Genomic DNA, 15,609 nt, shown 5'->3' with positions numbered 1-15,609 from the left:
TAATGATGAAGGCGCAGGTGTTTCAGGCTACAGGGGCGTTGGCTGTAGCCTGAATGATTCAGGGGCCTTTAAAGAGGACAACCTTTGGCACGCAGAATCGCATTAAAACGCTCTGGATCGTTGGTTCCGGCGAGATTGCTGGCGCGGATTTTCTCTTCACGCTGCGCATGTTGTTGTACGCGCGGCAGCAGTACGCTCAGCTCGTCATGCGGAATGGCGATCACGCCGTCAGCGTCGGCGACGATCAGGTCACCAGGGGAAATCACCAGACCGGCACAGTGCACCGTGGTGTTCACTTCACCTGGGCCGTCTTTTGAAGGGCCGCGCAGCGTGTTACCCCGCGCCCAGACCGCCACGCCACCCTCAGCCCATTCGTTAAGATCGCGTACTGCCCCGTCAATGACGAAACCCGCAATCTTCTTCGCCACAGCCGAAGTGCGCATCAGGCCACCAATCAGCGCCTGGGTCAGATCGCCAGAACCATCCACCACGATCACATCGCCCGGTTGCGCCAGTTCAATGGCTTTGTGAATCATCAGGTTGTCGCCGGGACGCACCTTGACGGTGAGCGCCGGGCCACACAGTACCAGCTGCGGATCGTTGTGATAAGCCGTCAGCCCTAATGCGCCGACGCTACGGCCCATTGAGTCGCCAATATTGGGCACCGGCAGCTGGCGGAAGGCTGCAAGCAGAGCGTTATCAATTTGTGGGCCACGTTCGCCAATAAAATAGCCAATCGGCCAGTCACTTCGCATCGTCATAATTAACTCCGGTTAAGTACCTGCGGATTAACACAGGCAGGAAGGTGAATATGTTGGTTATCGAGCCAGGCCAGGCATTGACGTGCCGCACTTTGCGCCACAGCGTCCAGTGCCTGGGGAGTAGATCCGCCAATATGCGGGGTGATAATCAGGTTCGGCAGGGTGCGGAAAGGATGATCGGCCGCCATCGGTTCCTGGGCCACGGTGTCCAGCGCCGCCGCGCGCAGCTGCCCATTTTGCAGCGCCGTTGCCAGTGCTTCCTCATTCACCAGCTCGCCGCGTGCGGTGTTAATCAGGATGGAACCTTGTGGCAGAAGTGCGAGCGAGTTCGCATTGATCATCTGGCGGGTTTTCGGTGTCACCGGGCAATGCAGGCTCAGCACATCAGCCAGCGGCAGTAAATCGTCCAGGGATGCACAGCGCTGTGCGCCAGCAAAATCGGCATCGGCAGCAATGGCCGGATCGAAAAATGCTACCTGCATGCCAATGGCGTGAGCAACGCGCGCTACACGTCGGCCGATTTCACCAAAGCCCACCAGGCCGAGCGTTTTCCCCTGCAACTCTTCACCATCACCGCTGCGTGTCCAGCGACCGGCAGCCACTTCCTGCTGGAAGAATGGCAGGCGACGCGCGCAGTTCAGCATCAGCGCCAGCGTCAGTTCCGCGACCGATTGCGCGTTTGTCGCCGGGGTTGTCAGCACCGGGATCCCCTGCTGGGTTGCGGCTTCAACATCGATGTTGGTTACGCCAACACCGTGTTTGCAGATGATTTTTAACGTCGGGCAGGCGGCTATCGCTTTGGCACTTAACTCAACCGTACGTGAAATCACCGCGTCATAAGGTACGCTGCTCATCCGACGTTCCACTTCCGCCGCATCGTTGGCGTTGTCCAGATAATCCACGACGCAATGGGCGTCAGCGAGTAAGTTGCGGCCTCCCTGGCCGAGGCTCGTGGTCGTCACGAGAAAGCGATAAGTCATGATGGTTCTCCGATAGGGTTTAGCGTCATCCTGGCATCGGAAACCGATAAAAAATATTCTGTGTTAGTTATGAATTCATTCCTGTTGGGAATTTATCGCCATTTTTAGCGGGAGAACTTCGGGCAAAATCACGGCAAACAGCGCGCCATACTGCGTTAACAACTTGTTCACTTTCTGATGACATCAATAGCTGCATACTGGCTAACGCTTTTTGTTAAACAATCGGGCCGGGAGGCTGCAGAAATCAGCATTGTGTGACCGCGCATCGTCAGGTTCTGGCGCGAGCCTATAGTGTGATCGACTTCAAACTCTGCTCTCAACCGCCTGTTACAAAAGAAACAATTGCTTACTTCCTTCGGTACAAAATTGTGTCATCCGCGCGCCCGCGCAAAAAAACGCCCCTTTTGTGTCAGCACGAAATGGTAAAAGTTAGTAAAGATTTAAAATGTACTGTCTGGTTCATTAACAACTACATATCAGAATGGTTACATCATGAATCAGTCCAAAGATCTGCTTTCCGTACTTGGTCGGGTGATGGCTGTCGGCCTGTTTTTTACCTCCGGCGTCGACAAAATTGCGCACTACAGCGACAACCTGCAACTGATGGCCAGTAACAACGTACCGGGCTTTTTCCTGCCACTGGTGATCCTGCTGGAAGTCGGCGGTGGACTGGCGATTGCCCTGGGTTTCCTCACCCGTTTCACCGCGATTTTTATGGCGGTTTTCTCGGTGGTGGCGGGTTTCCTGTTCTACCAGGGCTACAGCCATGCACACCTGATGGTGTGGCTGAAAAACATCTCCTGCGCTGCCGGTTTCCTGCTGCTGTGCCTGCATGGTGGCGGCAAATGGAGCCTCGACCATCTGCTGCAACGCCGCTTCGCCCGGAGCTGAGCGGGCAAAATACTTAACATCCCTTAACCCATTATTTCAGGACTCCATCATGAAATTGATTACGACAGCGCTGCTGTGCAGCGGACTGATCTGCGCCACTGCGCAGGCCGCCCAACCGGTTAACCAGGTTTCCATACTCACGCATCAGCAGGCACAGTCGCTGGTGGCAAAAGCTGAGCAAATCATCCGTAGCCATCAGATTGGTGGCGTGGTCGCGGTGGTTGATCCCTTTGGTCAGTTGATTAGCTTTGACCGTCTCGATGGTGCGACGCTGGCGAACAGCGAGCTGGCACCGAAAAAAGCCCATTCCGCAGCGGCGTTCGGCGTACCGACTGCCAGCTTCCAGCAGAAGATCGCGGCAGGGAATATCGGGATGTTGGGCAATCCGGCGGTGGTGCCGCTGCCTGGCGGCGAGCCGGTGAAACTCAATGGCGTGGTAGTGGGGGCGATTGGCGTCAGCACGCCAGATGGCAATGTTGATGCCGAAGCCGCTAAAGGGGCGCTGTCGGCCCTGAATGCTGGCTAGCGTGAGAAGCTGAAAATGGAAAGAAGACGCTTTTTACAACTGATGATGGCGACACCGGTCATTGTCGCTATCCCGATGCAACCTTTGCTGGCGGCGCCCACTGACAGTGGCGCAGCCTTGCTGCTGCGTGCCAGTGAGTTGCTTACCGGGCGACGCGGGCTGGATATCGGCATCACCGAACGCCTGTGGACCTTACTGTGCCAGCAGGACAGCACATTCCCCGCCCAGCTCGCCAGCCTGATGACGCGGCTGAATGCGCTGCGCAGCGAAGATCGTGAACAGATTGTCGCCCAGTTAAGCGATGACGAGGTTAAAACCGCGCTGACCATTATTTCACCGTGGTATCTCGGCTACACCGGTCATCCCTCGACCACCAAAGCGGTGGATGACGCGCATTTTGTCACCTTTCTGTCCGCACTGATGTACGAACCCACGCGCGATCACACCATCCGCCCTACCTACGCGCGAGCCGGTGGTGATTACTGGGCTGAAGTGCCGCCGGGGGTTAATGCGCCCGCGATGCCAGCAGAAATCCGCGCCTGGGGCGATCGCTCGCCCGCTGCCGCCAGCAGCATCAAAGAACCGGATGCCCCGTGGCTGTTAATGATCCAGGGAAAAGCCAAAACCCTCGTGGAAGCCGAGGCGTTGCTGGCGCAGCACAACAACACATAACAAGAAACGTGAGCAGGAAAACAAAATGAGCGAATTTGATGCTGATGTGGTGATCATCGGCTCCGGCGCACTCGGCGCTAATGCGGCTTACCAGCTGGCTAAAGCGGGTAAGTCGGTGATTATGCTGGAAGCCGGCCCCTATATCCCACGCTGGAAAGTGGTGGAAAACTACCGCAACGGTGCCAGTAAACGTAACTGGTGCGCACCGTACCCGAATCTGCCCTGGGCGCCTAACTCCTACACCGAAGGCTATATCGATGCCAAAGGGGATGAGGATTTTGAGTATGTCACCAGTTACCTGCGCGTGGCCGGGGGCAGTACCCGCCACTGGGCATCCGCCTGCTGGCGTCTGTTACCCAATGATTTCAAACTGAAAAGCGTCTATGGCGTGGGGCGCGACTGGCCGTTTGAATATGCCGAGCTGGAACCCTGGTATGTCAAAGCCGAACGTGAAATTGGTGTGGTGGGCACCGGTGAAGAGGATCAGAGCGGCCAGGGGCGCGGTCATTATCCTCCGCGATCTGCCGAGTATCCGCTGCCGCCGGAAGCGAAACCTTATATGGTGCAGCGCATGCAGGCCAAACTTGGCCCGATGGGGTATCAGGTGGTGCATGAACCTCATGCGCGTGTCTCTCGCCCTTACGATGGCCGCCCGGCCTGTGCCGGCAATAACAACTGCGAACCGATCTGCCCGATTGGCGCGATGTATTCCGGTGATATGCATGTTGATAAGGCAGTCGCGCTGGGTGTGAAGCTGCTGACCGAATGTGTTGCCTGGAAACTGGAAAAGGGCGCGGGCAATAAAATTGTCGCACTGACCTATCGCAAGCCGGATGGCAAAGATACTCGTCTCACCGCGAAAGTGTTTGTGGTGGCGGCACACGGGCTGGAAACACCTAAGTTGCTGCTGATGAATGACATTGCCAACAGTTCCGATCAGGTGGGCCGTAATCTGATGGATCATACCGGTCTGAGCCTGACTTTCCTGGCTGATGAACCGCTGTGGACCGGTCGTGGTTCGGTCCAGCATGGCACTATCGCCAATCGTCGCGATGAAGCCAGCCGCGCACAGCATTCCGCCATTCGTTATTCGCTGCGTAACCTGGTACCCAACGTCGATGTGACGGTGCCGTTGCTGAAACAGGGCATGATGGGCCAGGCGCTGGATGATGCTATCCGCGATCGCGCGTCACGCATTATGAATATCAGTACCATGAGCGAAACCCTGCCCAGCCCGACTAACCGCGTGGTGCCGAATTACGACCGTAAAGATTCCATTGGTCTGCCAATGCTCAAGGTGAACTATCACCTCGACAATTACGTGCGTGGTATGCGCCCACAGGCATACAAAGACTTTGCCAACTTTTTACAGGCGTTTAACGGCGAAGTGATTGAAGCGCCCACCGGCTGGCGCAACCAGTACCACATTATGGGCACCACCATTATGGGGGATAACCGCCAGGATTCGGTGGTGGATGCTCATTGCCGCAGCTGGGATCACCCGAATCTGTTCCTCGCCACCACGGGTGTTATGCCCACTTCGGCAACCGTTAACCCGACGCTGACCGGTATCGCTCTGGCGATCCGTATGGCCGATACCATTGCCAGGGAGATCTGACCGATGCGCTTAAATAGGTTATTTCGCATCGCCAGCGCCAGCCTGTTGCTGCTGAGCGGCGTAAGTCTGGCGCAGGATGCCTCGCCAGATCTGGTCAAACGCGGTGAATATCTGGCAACCGCCGGTGACTGCTCCGCCTGCCATCGCAGTCCACAAAGCGGCCAGCCTTTTTCCGGTGGTTATGCCATCCAGTCGCCGATGGGTATGATTTACGGTTCAAATATCACACCATCGAAAAGCGCCGGTATTGGTAACTACAGCCTCGCCGACTTCACCGCGGTGATGCGTGAGGGTAAAGCACCGGGTAATCATTATCTTTACCCGGCTATGCCTTACACCGCGTTTGCCGGGATGTCAGACGAGGATATCCACGCGCTGTATTCCTACCTGATGCTGGGCGTGCCTGCTGATGATCATCCGGCACCGGAAACCCATTTGCCATTCCCGTTCTCTTTCCGTCCGGTGATGGCGATGTGGAACCTGATGTTCCTCGATAAAAGCGCGGTGCCGGGCAGCGATGCCGCAGCGGGCAGTGCCGAACGTGGTGAGTATCTGGTTCGCACCCTGGCGCACTGCTCCACCTGCCATACGCCGCGCAACGGCATGATGGCGGAGCAGGGTGATCGTTTCCTGTCTGGCGGGAAAGTCGGTAGCTGGAGCGCACCCAACATCACGCCGGATGCCAAAGCTGGCATTGGTGACTGGAGCGAAGCCGAAATCGAAACCTACCTGCGCACCGGTGCGCTGCATGGTAAAGCGATTGCCGCCGGAGAGATGGGCACGGCGGTCCAGAACTCGTTCTCGAAAATGGATGACAGTGACCTGCAAGCCATTGCGCGTTATCTGAAGCAGGTGCCTGCCATCGGCGGTGCCGATCGTAAAGCCCCCGCCGTTGCCCCTGCCAGTACGCCGCTGTCGGCGATTGAAACGGGCATGAAAGATGATATCAATGATTATGTCTCAGCGGATGCCATGAGCGGTGCGCAGCTTTACAACGGAGCCTGCGCCACCTGCCATGCCAGCGATGGTCGGGGTACGCACGATGCGCAGCATTTTTACCCGTCGCTGGTGGGATCGTCGGCGGTGCTGGCCGCTGACCCGGCCAATCTGATCATGACTATCGCCGAAGGGGTTGATCGCAATACTGCCGCTGGGCACGCCTTTATGCCGGAATTCCGGACTCAGTTTAGTCAGGAACAGCTGGCGAAAGTGGCGAATTATGTCTCCACCAGTTTCGGCAATCCACAGCACGCGATCACCAGCGCCGATGTCAGCCAGACATTGCAGGGTGAGAGCGGCAGCTGGCTGATCCGTTACGCCCAACCTCTAACTATCGCTGGCGCTGTTGTCGCGGTGATGGTACTGCTGTGGTTAATTTATCTTCTGCGCCGTCGGCGCGGGTAATCCACGGGAGCCGCGATCTGGCTCCCTTATTATGGAGTGATTGAAAATGAAAAAGATCCTGTCTCTGGCGCTGCTGAGTGCCGCTCTGTTCGGTGCGGCGGGTGCCCAGGCCGTTACCACACAAACCATTTTGACAGAGAGTGACGCGCAGAAACTGATTGCCGCCGCGCAGGAAAAAGCCCACGCGCTGAATGCCAACGTCTGTATCGCGGTACTGGATCAGTCAGGTGAACTGCTGGCGTTCCAGCGTATGGACAATGCCCCGGTCGGCTGTATTGATTCATCGATTCTGAAGGGCCGTGCCGCGGCGTTGTACCGCACGCCAACCGACAAATATATGGATCGCGCTAATGGCAAAGAACCCGCCATTGCCACGTTGCCGGGCGTGATCCCGCTGGGCGGCGGTTCCCCGGTGGTGTGGAAGGGCAATACACTGGGCGCGGTGGGCGTCAGTGGCTCGGCCAACCCGAATGAAATCGCCATCGCCAAAGCGGCGAGTGATAGTTTTAAATAATAAGGTTTATCAGTTGGCGCGGTGTTGTTTGCCGCGCCAATACCCGCCTTGAGCGTTAAATCACGCTGCTACAGGTAAGAGCGGATTATGAATTCATTGCTGTATGCTTTTAACGTTGGCAGCTTGATTGCTATAACAAATCAAACTCCGGACAGATTTAAGTAAGCGTTTTGAATTAGCAGGAGTGCGTAATAAGTATTCTGTTTCGTCAAATTTGATGGCTTTTGGCACGATTGATACGGCTGTCGGAAGCATTTTCTTGATGTTAATTATCTGCATTACTTTTCCAGTAGTAATTGTCTCGTCACTGCTGCATTTCCACAGCGAGTCTATTCTGACATTTCTCCGAGTTGAACACATTAATACTTCACCTGCCACTGATCAGACCTGCCAGGCCATCAAGTTCCCCCGGACATCGCCGATAGATTATTCGAAGGAATGTGAGTGCACAGGGAGTGGTTCTTTTTACCGGAAAGTGTCAACTCCAGGAGCGCCAGCATGGCCAAACGACTGTCTGATAAGAAAAAAATGAGCACCCGCACGCAAATGCTGCTGACGGGCGCCTTAACCATTACCCTCGGCTTTACCGTAACTATTGGTGTGCTTAACTGGCAATCCAGCCACGAACAACGATCGCTGGCAGAAAATTATCTGCAACAAATTGCGCAAAGTCAGGCGCTACAAATCCAGCAGGACCTCAGCTATGCGCGTGATGTGGCGCATAACCTGGGGCACAGTATTATCGCGCTGCCTGGTGCGGGAGTGCAGGATCGCAAAGTCATCGACAAGATGATGGAATCGACGCTGCGCGACAATCCCAGCTACCTTTCCGTCTCCGTGATCATGGAAGAAAACGCCTTTGACGGACACGATGCCGAGTTTGCCGATAAACCGGGTCAGGCACCGACAGGGCGCTACGCGTGGTTCGTGGATCGTGACCAGTCTGGCAACTTTACTATGCATCCACTGGCCTCCTTTCTGACCCCTGGGCAGGGTGATTATTATCTGCTGCCGCAGAAAAGTCAGAAGGACATGCTGATCGAACCCTACAGCTACGCTTACAACGGCGTACCAACGCTGCTGACCTCCGTTGCGGCACCGATTGTCAGCCAGGGGAAATTGTGGGGCGTGGTGACTTCCGATATCTCGCTGGCATCGTTGCAGGATCGGGTCAATAAAATCAAACCCTGGGCAGGCACTGGCTACGCAATGCTACTTTCCAGCGCCGGAAACGTGGTGTCTTACCCGGATAAAAGCCTGACCAGCAAAGCATGGAAAGGTAATACCAACGATTTCAGCAATCATGTCATTGAACGCCATGACGATATTATCGGTGCTGACGCGCTGGTGACCTGGCAACCGATTGTGATCGGCAACAGCGATCAGAAATGGTATCTCGGCGTCGTCGCCCCGGTCAGTGAAGTGATGGCCGCCGCCAATCGCCAGTTGATCAACGCCATCGTAATGATGGTCATCAGCATTCTGTTGGTCAGTACGCTGCTCGGCCTGCTGTTCAGCCGCAAAGTGCTGAAACCGATTGGTGGTGAACCGCTGGAAGCCGCCACCATCGCGCTGGCGGTTGCCGATGGCAAACTGGATAACCACATCGCAGTGAAATCACGCGATACCAGCAGCCTGTTCTATGCCCTCGGCACCATGCAAAACCAGCTGCGTGACATTGTGGGACAGATTCAGGATGCCAGCGCGTCGGTACGTCAGGGGGCGGGAGAAATCGCCAGCGGTAACCTCAACCTGGCGTCTCGCACCGAACAACAGGCCGCTGCGCTGGAGCAGACTGCCGCCAGCATGGAGCAGATCACCGCTACGGTGAAACACAACGCTGCCAATGCGCATCAGGCCACTACGCTCACCGACAATGCCACGCAAATCGCCAGTCGTGGTGAGGCGCTGGTGGGTGAAGTGGTGCAAACCATGGCGCAGATTGATGACAGCGCGAAAAAGATTGGCGACATCACCGCCATCATCAATAGCATCGCTTTCCAGACCAACATCCTGGCGCTTAACGCTGCTGTGGAAGCGGCGCGTGCCGGTGAGCAAGGGCGTGGCTTTGCCGTGGTGGCCTCTGAAGTGCGTAACCTCGCACAGCGCAGTGCCAATGCGGTGAAAGAAATTGCCGCGCTGATTGAAGAGTCCAGCCAGCGGGTGGGCAGCGGTGTTCAGCTGGTGCAGGATGCCGGTAAAACCATGCAGGAAATGACCCAGGCAGTGCATTCTGTACGTACCATTATCGGCGAAATTGTCACTGCTTCAGATGAGCAGGCGCGGGGGATCAGCCAGGTGACCATTGCGGTCAACGAAATGGATGGCACCACACAACAGAACGCTGCGCTGGTGCAGCAGATGTCAGCTGCGGCCAGTTCGCTGGAAGATCAGGCTGCTCAGCTGGCGCAAACGGTAGGGCGCTTTCATCTGGCCTGATAAGTCAGAAGTGAGTAAAGTCGTGGCCATCGCGCCACGACTTTTTTTTTGCCCACAGGAGTGAAGCATGAATCGCCAGCAATTGTTTGACTGGGTTAACCAGCAATACCAGGTCGAACCTGATTACCCCTGGAAAACCAATCCGCAATACGCGGTGCTGCGTCATCCGCGCCACCGTAAATGGTTTGCCGTGGTTTTCCCACTGGAGAGCCATAAACTGGGACTGCCGGAGGGCGCTGTGGTGCAGGTGATGAACATCAAAACCCGCCCGGAGCTGAGCGGGTCACTGCGCCAGCAGGCGGGCATCTACCCGGCTTATCATATGAATAAAGAACACTGGCTCAGCCTGACGCTGGCTGATGGCCTGCCTGATGAAGAGATCTTCGCGCTGCTGGATGACAGTTTTAGTCTGACGTTTTAGGTTTACGCGCCAGATGGACATTCAGCGGCGACATCGGGAAGGGTTGCAGCCGCTTAATCGCTTCGATGGTAAATCCCACCTGCTGTAATTGCTGCGTTAACTCACCTTCATTCGTGACACTGTAACCACGCATCATCAATGGCGTGAAAAATGGCAATACCTGACGCGCCTCTGCTGGGTCGGAAGACACTTCCGCATGGGCACTCATCAATAATCCTCCCGGCTTCAGACGGCGGAACAACTGCTGCAACATCGCCTGCCTGTCCTCCATAAAGTACAGCAAGGATGAACACCAGATGATGTCAACCTGCTGTGTTTCCGGCAGCTGTGAAAGCGCACGGAAGCGTGCGCTTAACCCGGCGCGTTCGATATTATGTTGCGCCACGGTCGCGGTTTTGGGCAGGTCAAGCACCACACCGGAGAGCTGCGGAAAACGTTCTGCTAATGCCAGCGTAATCAATCCTGGGCCCCCGCCCATATCCAGCAGCTGTACCGGGCGCTGAAAATCAGCCAGATCGCTGGCGATGGCACAGGCGGTGTCGCCACTCAGCGCGCGTTGTTCCTGCGCGATCTGGCTGAGGGCGGCATCGGCCCAGGCGGTGTCGATTTCCAGCGGATCCTGCCTGCGTGGCGTGCTGCGGTTCAGCAGATCGGGCAGTCGGCGGGCAAACTGCTGCAACAACTGCTGACGATAACGCCAGGCATCGCCGATATAACGTGTACCGCTGCGGCACAGATAGGCCTGGGCGTCAGGGTGGGTACGGTAACCTTCCGCCTGTTGCTGCAACAATTCACCACTCCACAGCAAGCGCAGCCAGTGTCCGACCGGCTCAGGCTGCCAGCCAAAATGTTGCGCGACGGCAGTAGCATCGGCACCCCGCGTCAGAAAATCAAATAGCTGGTGTTCAAAGGCCAGAACCACTGCGCCACTCAGGGCGTGTTGCGCCAGCAGGTTGTCAAGAAAGGGTAACGGGGATGGCATAGCTGTCTCCAAAGTAACGGTGATGGCTACAGACTAGCGTTTCATGCCAATGCAATTTATTCTCATTGGTCTGCGAAACGGCGATTTGACTCTGCGTGAAGGCGAAAACGATGCAACGGAACCCTGGCGGTGATGATGAGCCATGGATTGAACACCAGCCCGGTGCGGGGGTTTTTCGTTCGCGGCAGTTCAGCCTGGTCAGTGGGATACGCCTGGTACAGTCTGATTATCAGCCGTTAAAAGCGTTGGCAGAAAGCTCCCAGCCAGGCGGAAACTCGCCGCAGCTGGTACTGACCTTCGGTTTGCTGGGCAGCTCGCGTTTCCGTACCGATTCCGGTTATGAAGTGTTGTTCCAGGCGGGACACCTAGCTAGCTAGGTAGCGGCGAACGGTTATATCGTGCGGGGGAGCGGGTGCAACAGCTGCGGCTGGTGCTGAACGCCGAGAGCGTGCAGCGTTATCTCGGGGAAGATGCTGCGGAGAATTTGCTGCATCAGCCGCAATTGAAACGCCATCTGTTCAGCCTGTTTGGTCACGCCACCAGCGCACAACTTAACGAGGTGCAGCCCGACCCGTTGCTGCGCGAGATTCAGGCGCTGAATCTGCTGGCGTTACATCGCCATCAACTGCAACCTGCGGCTGCACAGGCGAAGAAACACCATCCTCAGGATATCGACCGGCTGGAACAGGCACATAACTGGATGCGGGCGCATCTGGCTGAACCTGTTACCCTGGCGGCGCTGGCACTGGCGGTGGGCTTGAGTGAATACCAGCTGAAAAAGGGCTTTCAGCAGCATTTTGGCTGCACACCCGGTGAGAAGTTGCTGGCACTGCGAATGGAGCAGGCACATCGGCTGCTGGAAGAAGGGTATCAGGTGGCACAGGCAGCCTGGCAGGTGGGTTATCAGCATCCCCGTAATTTTAGCGTGGCGTTCCAGCGCTACTTCGGTCGCCCGGCCAGTCAGGTAGCCGGGCGTGGAAGGTCAGCGTGAGCGTCGGGACGGCATCATACGCAGCAGGGTGTTGTCCTTCATCAGATAGTGGTGGGTTAGCGCCGCCACTGCATGGATTCCCACCAGCCAGTAGCCGTAAGGCGCGAGCGTTTTATGCAATCCTGTCAGGATATCGGCAAAATCCGGGTCGGGCGCAGCGCTGACCGGCATCGGAATACCAAACAACCACCAGGTTCGCCCCAGATAAAATCGTGAAAGAATACCGAGAATCGGCAGCGCGATAAAAAACAGATATAGCCCCAGATGCATCAAATGCGCCAGACCGGTTTGCCAGCCCTCTGGCTTTGGCACGATGGCCGGGCTGCGATGACGCAAGCGCAGCAATACACGCGATAACATCAGCACCAGCACACAGCTTCCTGTACTGAAATGGCCGATGATCATCGCAAAACCCTGCCAGGATCCACGCGTTGCCAGCCCGCGAAACTCCATGGTGCAATAGGCAATGACCACCAGGAAAAATGTCAGCCAGTGGAGAAGAATCTGTGAAGGAGCAAATTTATTCTGCATATCCTGTCCGTAAAAAAGCGAAGCGGACCGCTAACATAGCGGAAAAAAGGGTGAATGAATTTATATTTTGACACATGGCTGAGCCGTTTACTTACGCCTCGTGCTCACTGGCGACCAGCAACTGGCTGAGCAGGGCCGACAACTGCTGCTGCTGCGCGGGTGCCAGTGCAGCCAGCAGCGTATTTTGCGTTTGCGTATGCACCTGCAATGCCTGCTCGATTTTCTCCCGTCCGGCAACCGTTAACGCGACCAGGCTACTGCGTTTATCTTGCGGGTCAGCGACCCGGGCGATCAGCCCCGCCTCTTCTAGATGGTTCAGACGATTCGTCATCGCGCCGGAGGTGACCAGCAACGATTTATACAACTGCGTCGGCGATAAACAGAAGGGTGAGCCCGCCCGGCGTAACGTGGCCAGCACGTCAAACTCCCCATCACGAAAACCAAACGGGGACAGGGCCTCGGCTCGGGTTTTCGCCAGATGTTTCATGATGCGCAGCATGCGACCAAATATCGCCATGGATGATGCATCCAGCTCAGGCATCGCGCTGGCCCATTGTTGTGTCACAAAATCGACGTGATCCGCCACTTTTCCCCCTCACTTATTGTGGTTACTGTGTTGCTTTGTGCGGTCGGACTATTTCTTCCTGATGATTTATCTTAACGTTAAGATAAATCATCGGCGGAGAAGCAATGTGAAACGTACCTTACCCGCAATCGGGTTGTTTGCTTTAGTGGTTTTTATTATCGGCCTGAATCTCAGACCGGTGATGGCGGCGCTGGGGCCGCTTTATCCTTACCTGCAACAGGATGCCCATCTTAGTGCTACACAGATTAGCCTGCTGACGACTTTACCGGTGATCATGATGGGGGTTGCTGCGCTGGCTGGGCCGCGACTGCTGCGCACCGTCGGGGAGAGCAAGGGTATCGCCCTCGGCTTGACCCTGCTGGTGCTGGCCTGTCTGGTACGTGGTCTGGCCCTGCAATCCGTGGTGTTGATCGCCAGCGCGCTGCTGGCCGGTGCAGGGATTGGCATGATCCAGGCGCTGATGCCCGCGTTGATTAAACGTTGCTTCAGCGCCAAATCCAGTACGCTGATGGCGCTGTTTACCACCGGGATTATGGCGGGTGCGGCACTGGCTGCCATCAGTGCCGTTCCGCTGGCATCCTGGCAGGGTTTAGCAATGGCGCTGGCGCTACCGGCACTGCCCGCATTGGTCGCTTTATTGTTGTGGAGACGGGCGTTGCCATTATCAGTATCAGCAGTGGTGGCAAAACAACCACAAGCGATCCATGCCGCGCGCGCCTGGCTGTTGATGGTGTTTTTTGGCATCGGCACTGCGGCCTACACGCTGGTACTGGCCTGGCTGCCGCCGTTTTATCAGCAGCATGGCTGGAGCGCTGAGCAAAGTGGCTATGTCCTGGGGGCGTTAACGCTGACGGAGGTGGCGGCGGGCTTTCTGCTTTCGGCGTTAATCCATCGTTTTCCCGATCGTCGCCGTCCATTGTTGCTGGTACTGGCCTTGATCCTGGGTGGATTAATTTGCCTGATCACGTTCGGTGGTGTGCTGGCCTGGCTACCCACATTGCTGCTTGGGCTGGGTATCGGCGCGCTGTTCCCGCTTTCCCTGATTGTCACCCTTGACCATGCGCAAACAGCAGAACAGGCCGGGGCATTGCTCTCTTTTGTGCAGGGCGGTGGGTATCTGATCGCAGCGCTGATGCCGTTGATTGCCGGAATGGTACGTGACCACGCAGCGTCGCTGGACAGTGCATGGATTCTGATGAGCGCGGGGATTATGTTGCTGATGGGAATGGCGCTGCGCTTTCGGCCTGGGCTATAGCCGGGCATGGTATCAGCACGAAACAGTTGTATCGATATATACCATGCTTTATAACGCAGCTTTTCCATTTACGTTCAGCACAAGGAAATGACTTCGGTGTAATCTGTTTATGTTTTATGTCGGTGGCAATGCCGGAAAATCCGAACATTGAAGTGCATGACATCCAGTTTGTCGCTGCAGAACAACCTGAGGAGGCCTGGCCCGGCACTGCGTGAAGCCTGGTTTGGACGATGCAGATAAGATCCATGTCGATGGTTATGCCCGCATCACCTGGGCGGATGGTTACCGCATCTCCCTGTTGCCGGAACCCACCACCGGTAGCCAGCGCCTGTTCTTTGTTAATGCCGGAGCTTACCATCCTTCCAATCTCGCGGAGCTGCACGCGTTCGACCTGTTTGTCGCTAACGATGCCGCAGAGGCCAAAGCGAAGGGACTGGAAAACCTGCTGAAGGGGGCAGATCATCAGCACAAAGACAATCTTAAGGATGTGGACGATTGTCTGCTGCTGGATAAAGTAGGTAACCTGTTTGTGCATCTGACCCCGGACGCTAACGGCACGCCGTTCCGTCCTGAATGGCAGGGCTATCAACCGATTGGGGTTTAATAAGGGAATAACGATGTCACCGAAAATTGGTGTTGGTGTTTTGATTTTCCGTAACGGAAAACTGTTGCTGGGACGCCGTAAAGGCAGCCATGGTGCGGGTGACTGGTCCGCACCGGGCGGGCATCTGGAATTTGGTGAAACCCCGGAGGAATGTGCCCGCCGTGAAACTGAGGAAGAGACCGGATTGCAGTTGCAGGACTTGCGAAACGGCGCATTCGTCAGTGATGTTTTTCCCGAAGTGCAAAAACACTACATCACGCTGTTTATGGTGGCGCACAGCCACCATGGTGAGCCGCAGTGCCTTGAACCGGAGAAATGCGAGGGCTGGCATTGGTTCTCCCCTGAGCAACTGCCGCAACCGCTTTTTGCGCCACTGCGTACGCTGATCGAACGTGATGGATTGACGGCGTTACAAGCGTAACGCCGCTATCATC

General features: G+C 56.2%; 17 protein-coding genes and 1 pseudogene. 13 read left to right on the top strand and 5 right to left on the bottom strand.

Annotation, left to right across the window (positions count from 1 at the left end; translation table 11 throughout):
• Positions 1 to 68: 68 nt before the first annotated feature.
• A complete protein-coding gene (locus tag HA50_RS29820) occupies positions 69 to 761 on the bottom strand; it encodes an RraA family protein (protein WP_084880994.1) in 693 nt (230 codons plus the stop codon).
• A 2-nt stretch (positions 762 to 763) separates the two neighbouring features.
• Complete coding sequence (locus tag HA50_RS29815; RefSeq protein ID WP_084880993.1) at positions 764 to 1,741, bottom strand: hydroxyacid dehydrogenase; 978 nt, start codon at positions 1,739 to 1,741, stop codon at positions 764 to 766.
• 492 nt (positions 1,742 to 2,233) lie between these two features.
• On the opposite strand from HA50_RS29815, the gene HA50_RS29810 reads away from it, so the two are divergent.
• From HA50_RS29810 to HA50_RS29770, 8 genes are all read left to right on the top strand, one after another.
• Positions 2,234 to 2,632 (top strand): DoxX family protein, encoded by a 399-nt coding sequence (locus HA50_RS29810; RefSeq protein WP_084880992.1) that lies wholly within the window; start codon positions 2,234 to 2,236, stop codon positions 2,630 to 2,632.
• Positions 2,633 to 2,681: 49 nt separating this feature from the next.
• Entirely contained in the window at positions 2,682 to 3,158 is a 477-nt protein-coding gene (locus tag HA50_RS29805; RefSeq protein ID WP_084880991.1) for a GlcG/HbpS family heme-binding protein, read from the top strand.
• 15 nt (positions 3,159 to 3,173) lie between these two features.
• Entirely contained in the window at positions 3,174 to 3,830 is a 657-nt protein-coding gene (locus HA50_RS29800; protein ID WP_084880990.1) for a sugar dehydrogenase complex small subunit, read from the top strand.
• Between the two features lie 25 nt (positions 3,831 to 3,855).
• Positions 3,856 to 5,448 (top strand): GMC family oxidoreductase, encoded by a 1,593-nt coding sequence (locus HA50_RS29795; RefSeq protein ID WP_084880989.1) that lies wholly within the window; start codon positions 3,856 to 3,858, stop codon positions 5,446 to 5,448.
• Positions 5,449 to 5,451: 3 nt separating this feature from the next.
• Positions 5,452 to 6,852, top strand: coding sequence for a c-type cytochrome (locus tag HA50_RS29790; protein WP_084880988.1), 1,401 nt, complete (start codon positions 5,452 to 5,454; stop codon positions 6,850 to 6,852).
• A gap of 46 nt (positions 6,853 to 6,898) precedes the next feature.
• Complete coding sequence (locus HA50_RS29785; RefSeq protein ID WP_084880987.1) at positions 6,899 to 7,366, top strand: GlcG/HbpS family heme-binding protein; 468 nt, start codon at positions 6,899 to 6,901, stop codon at positions 7,364 to 7,366.
• A gap of 498 nt (positions 7,367 to 7,864) precedes the next feature.
• The gene (locus HA50_RS29775) at positions 7,865 to 9,805 is read left to right on the top strand and encodes a methyl-accepting chemotaxis protein (protein ID WP_084880985.1); all 1,941 of its coding nucleotides are present in this window, start codon (positions 7,865 to 7,867) and stop codon (positions 9,803 to 9,805) included.
• Between the two features lie 67 nt (positions 9,806 to 9,872).
• The gene (locus HA50_RS29770) at positions 9,873 to 10,226 is read left to right on the top strand and encodes an MmcQ/YjbR family DNA-binding protein (protein ID WP_084880984.1); all 354 of its coding nucleotides are present in this window, start codon (positions 9,873 to 9,875) and stop codon (positions 10,224 to 10,226) included.
• Here HA50_RS29770 and HA50_RS29765 read toward each other — a convergent pair.
• A complete protein-coding gene (locus HA50_RS29765) occupies positions 10,210 to 11,208 on the bottom strand; it encodes a class I SAM-dependent methyltransferase (protein ID WP_084880983.1) in 999 nt (332 codons plus the stop codon). The two genes, HA50_RS29770 and HA50_RS29765, sit on opposite strands and share 17 nt — an antisense overlap.
• A gap of 110 nt (positions 11,209 to 11,318) precedes the next feature.
• On the opposite strand from HA50_RS29765, the gene HA50_RS31950 reads away from it, so the two are divergent.
• Positions 11,319 to 11,585, top strand: a complete 267-nt coding sequence (locus HA50_RS31950; protein ID WP_244193720.1) for a hypothetical protein — start codon at positions 11,319 to 11,321, stop codon at positions 11,583 to 11,585.
• Positions 11,586 to 11,620: 35 nt separating this feature from the next.
• Positions 11,621 to 12,199, top strand: a complete 579-nt coding sequence (locus HA50_RS29760; RefSeq protein ID WP_244193719.1) for a helix-turn-helix domain-containing protein — start codon at positions 11,621 to 11,623, stop codon at positions 12,197 to 12,199.
• On the opposite strand, the gene cybB is transcribed toward HA50_RS29760, so the two are convergent.
• Both cybB and HA50_RS29750 read right to left on the bottom strand, forming a co-directional pair.
• On the bottom strand, positions 12,191 to 12,730 hold the full coding sequence (gene cybB, locus HA50_RS29755; RefSeq protein ID WP_084880982.1) for a cytochrome b561: 540 nt from the start codon (positions 12,728 to 12,730) through the stop codon (positions 12,191 to 12,193). The two genes, HA50_RS29760 and cybB, sit on opposite strands and share 9 nt — an antisense overlap.
• Positions 12,731 to 12,821: 91 nt before the next feature.
• On the bottom strand, positions 12,822 to 13,316 hold the full coding sequence (locus HA50_RS29750; protein WP_084880981.1) for a MarR family winged helix-turn-helix transcriptional regulator: 495 nt from the start codon (positions 13,314 to 13,316) through the stop codon (positions 12,822 to 12,824).
• Positions 13,317 to 13,422: 106 nt separating this feature from the next.
• Here HA50_RS29750 and HA50_RS29745 point away from each other — a divergent pair, with 106 nt between their 5' ends.
• The 3 genes and pseudogenes from HA50_RS29745 (at position 13,423) to HA50_RS29735 (ending at position 15,596) form a co-directional block, all read left to right on the top strand.
• Positions 13,423 to 14,571, top strand: a complete 1,149-nt coding sequence (locus HA50_RS29745; RefSeq protein ID WP_084880980.1) for an MFS transporter — start codon at positions 13,423 to 13,425, stop codon at positions 14,569 to 14,571.
• Positions 14,572 to 14,680: 109 nt separating this feature from the next.
• A pseudogene (locus tag HA50_RS29740) lies at positions 14,681 to 15,175 on the top strand (DUF1543 domain-containing protein).
• 13 nt (positions 15,176 to 15,188) lie between these two features.
• Complete coding sequence (locus tag HA50_RS29735; protein ID WP_084880979.1) at positions 15,189 to 15,596, top strand: nucleotide triphosphate diphosphatase NUDT15; 408 nt, start codon at positions 15,189 to 15,191, stop codon at positions 15,594 to 15,596.
• The last annotated feature ends 13 nt before the right edge of the window (positions 15,597 to 15,609 follow it).

It is taken from the genome of Pantoea cypripedii (assembly GCF_002095535.1).
Taxonomy (GTDB): domain Bacteria; phylum Pseudomonadota; class Gammaproteobacteria; order Enterobacterales; family Enterobacteriaceae; genus Pantoea; species Pantoea cypripedii.
This window is presented reverse-complemented; position numbering and strand designations above follow the sequence as displayed.

Coding starts and splice junctions, on each gene's coding strand:
- HA50_RS29820 (WP_084880994.1), bottom strand. CDS start 761: ATGACGATGCGAAGTGACTGGCCGATTGGCTATTTTATTGGCGAACGT.
- HA50_RS29815 (WP_084880993.1), bottom strand. CDS start 1,741: ATGACTTATCGCTTTCTCGTGACGACCACGAGCCTCGGCCAGGGAGGC.
- HA50_RS29810 (WP_084880992.1), top strand. CDS start 2,234: ATGAATCAGTCCAAAGATCTGCTTTCCGTACTTGGTCGGGTGATGGCT.
- HA50_RS29805 (WP_084880991.1), top strand. CDS start 2,682: ATGAAATTGATTACGACAGCGCTGCTGTGCAGCGGACTGATCTGCGCC.
- HA50_RS29800 (WP_084880990.1), top strand. CDS start 3,174: ATGGAAAGAAGACGCTTTTTACAACTGATGATGGCGACACCGGTCATT.
- HA50_RS29795 (WP_084880989.1), top strand. CDS start 3,856: ATGAGCGAATTTGATGCTGATGTGGTGATCATCGGCTCCGGCGCACTC.
- HA50_RS29790 (WP_084880988.1), top strand. CDS start 5,452: ATGCGCTTAAATAGGTTATTTCGCATCGCCAGCGCCAGCCTGTTGCTG.
- HA50_RS29785 (WP_084880987.1), top strand. CDS start 6,899: ATGAAAAAGATCCTGTCTCTGGCGCTGCTGAGTGCCGCTCTGTTCGGT.
- HA50_RS29775 (WP_084880985.1), top strand. CDS start 7,865: ATGGCCAAACGACTGTCTGATAAGAAAAAAATGAGCACCCGCACGCAA.
- HA50_RS29770 (WP_084880984.1), top strand. CDS start 9,873: ATGAATCGCCAGCAATTGTTTGACTGGGTTAACCAGCAATACCAGGTC.
- HA50_RS29765 (WP_084880983.1), bottom strand. CDS start 11,208: ATGCCATCCCCGTTACCCTTTCTTGACAACCTGCTGGCGCAACACGCC.
- HA50_RS31950 (WP_244193720.1), top strand. CDS start 11,319: ATGCAACGGAACCCTGGCGGTGATGATGAGCCATGGATTGAACACCAG.
- cybB (WP_084880982.1), bottom strand. CDS start 12,730: ATGCAGAATAAATTTGCTCCTTCACAGATTCTTCTCCACTGGCTGACA.
- HA50_RS29735 (WP_084880979.1), top strand. CDS start 15,189: ATGTCACCGAAAATTGGTGTTGGTGTTTTGATTTTCCGTAACGGAAAA.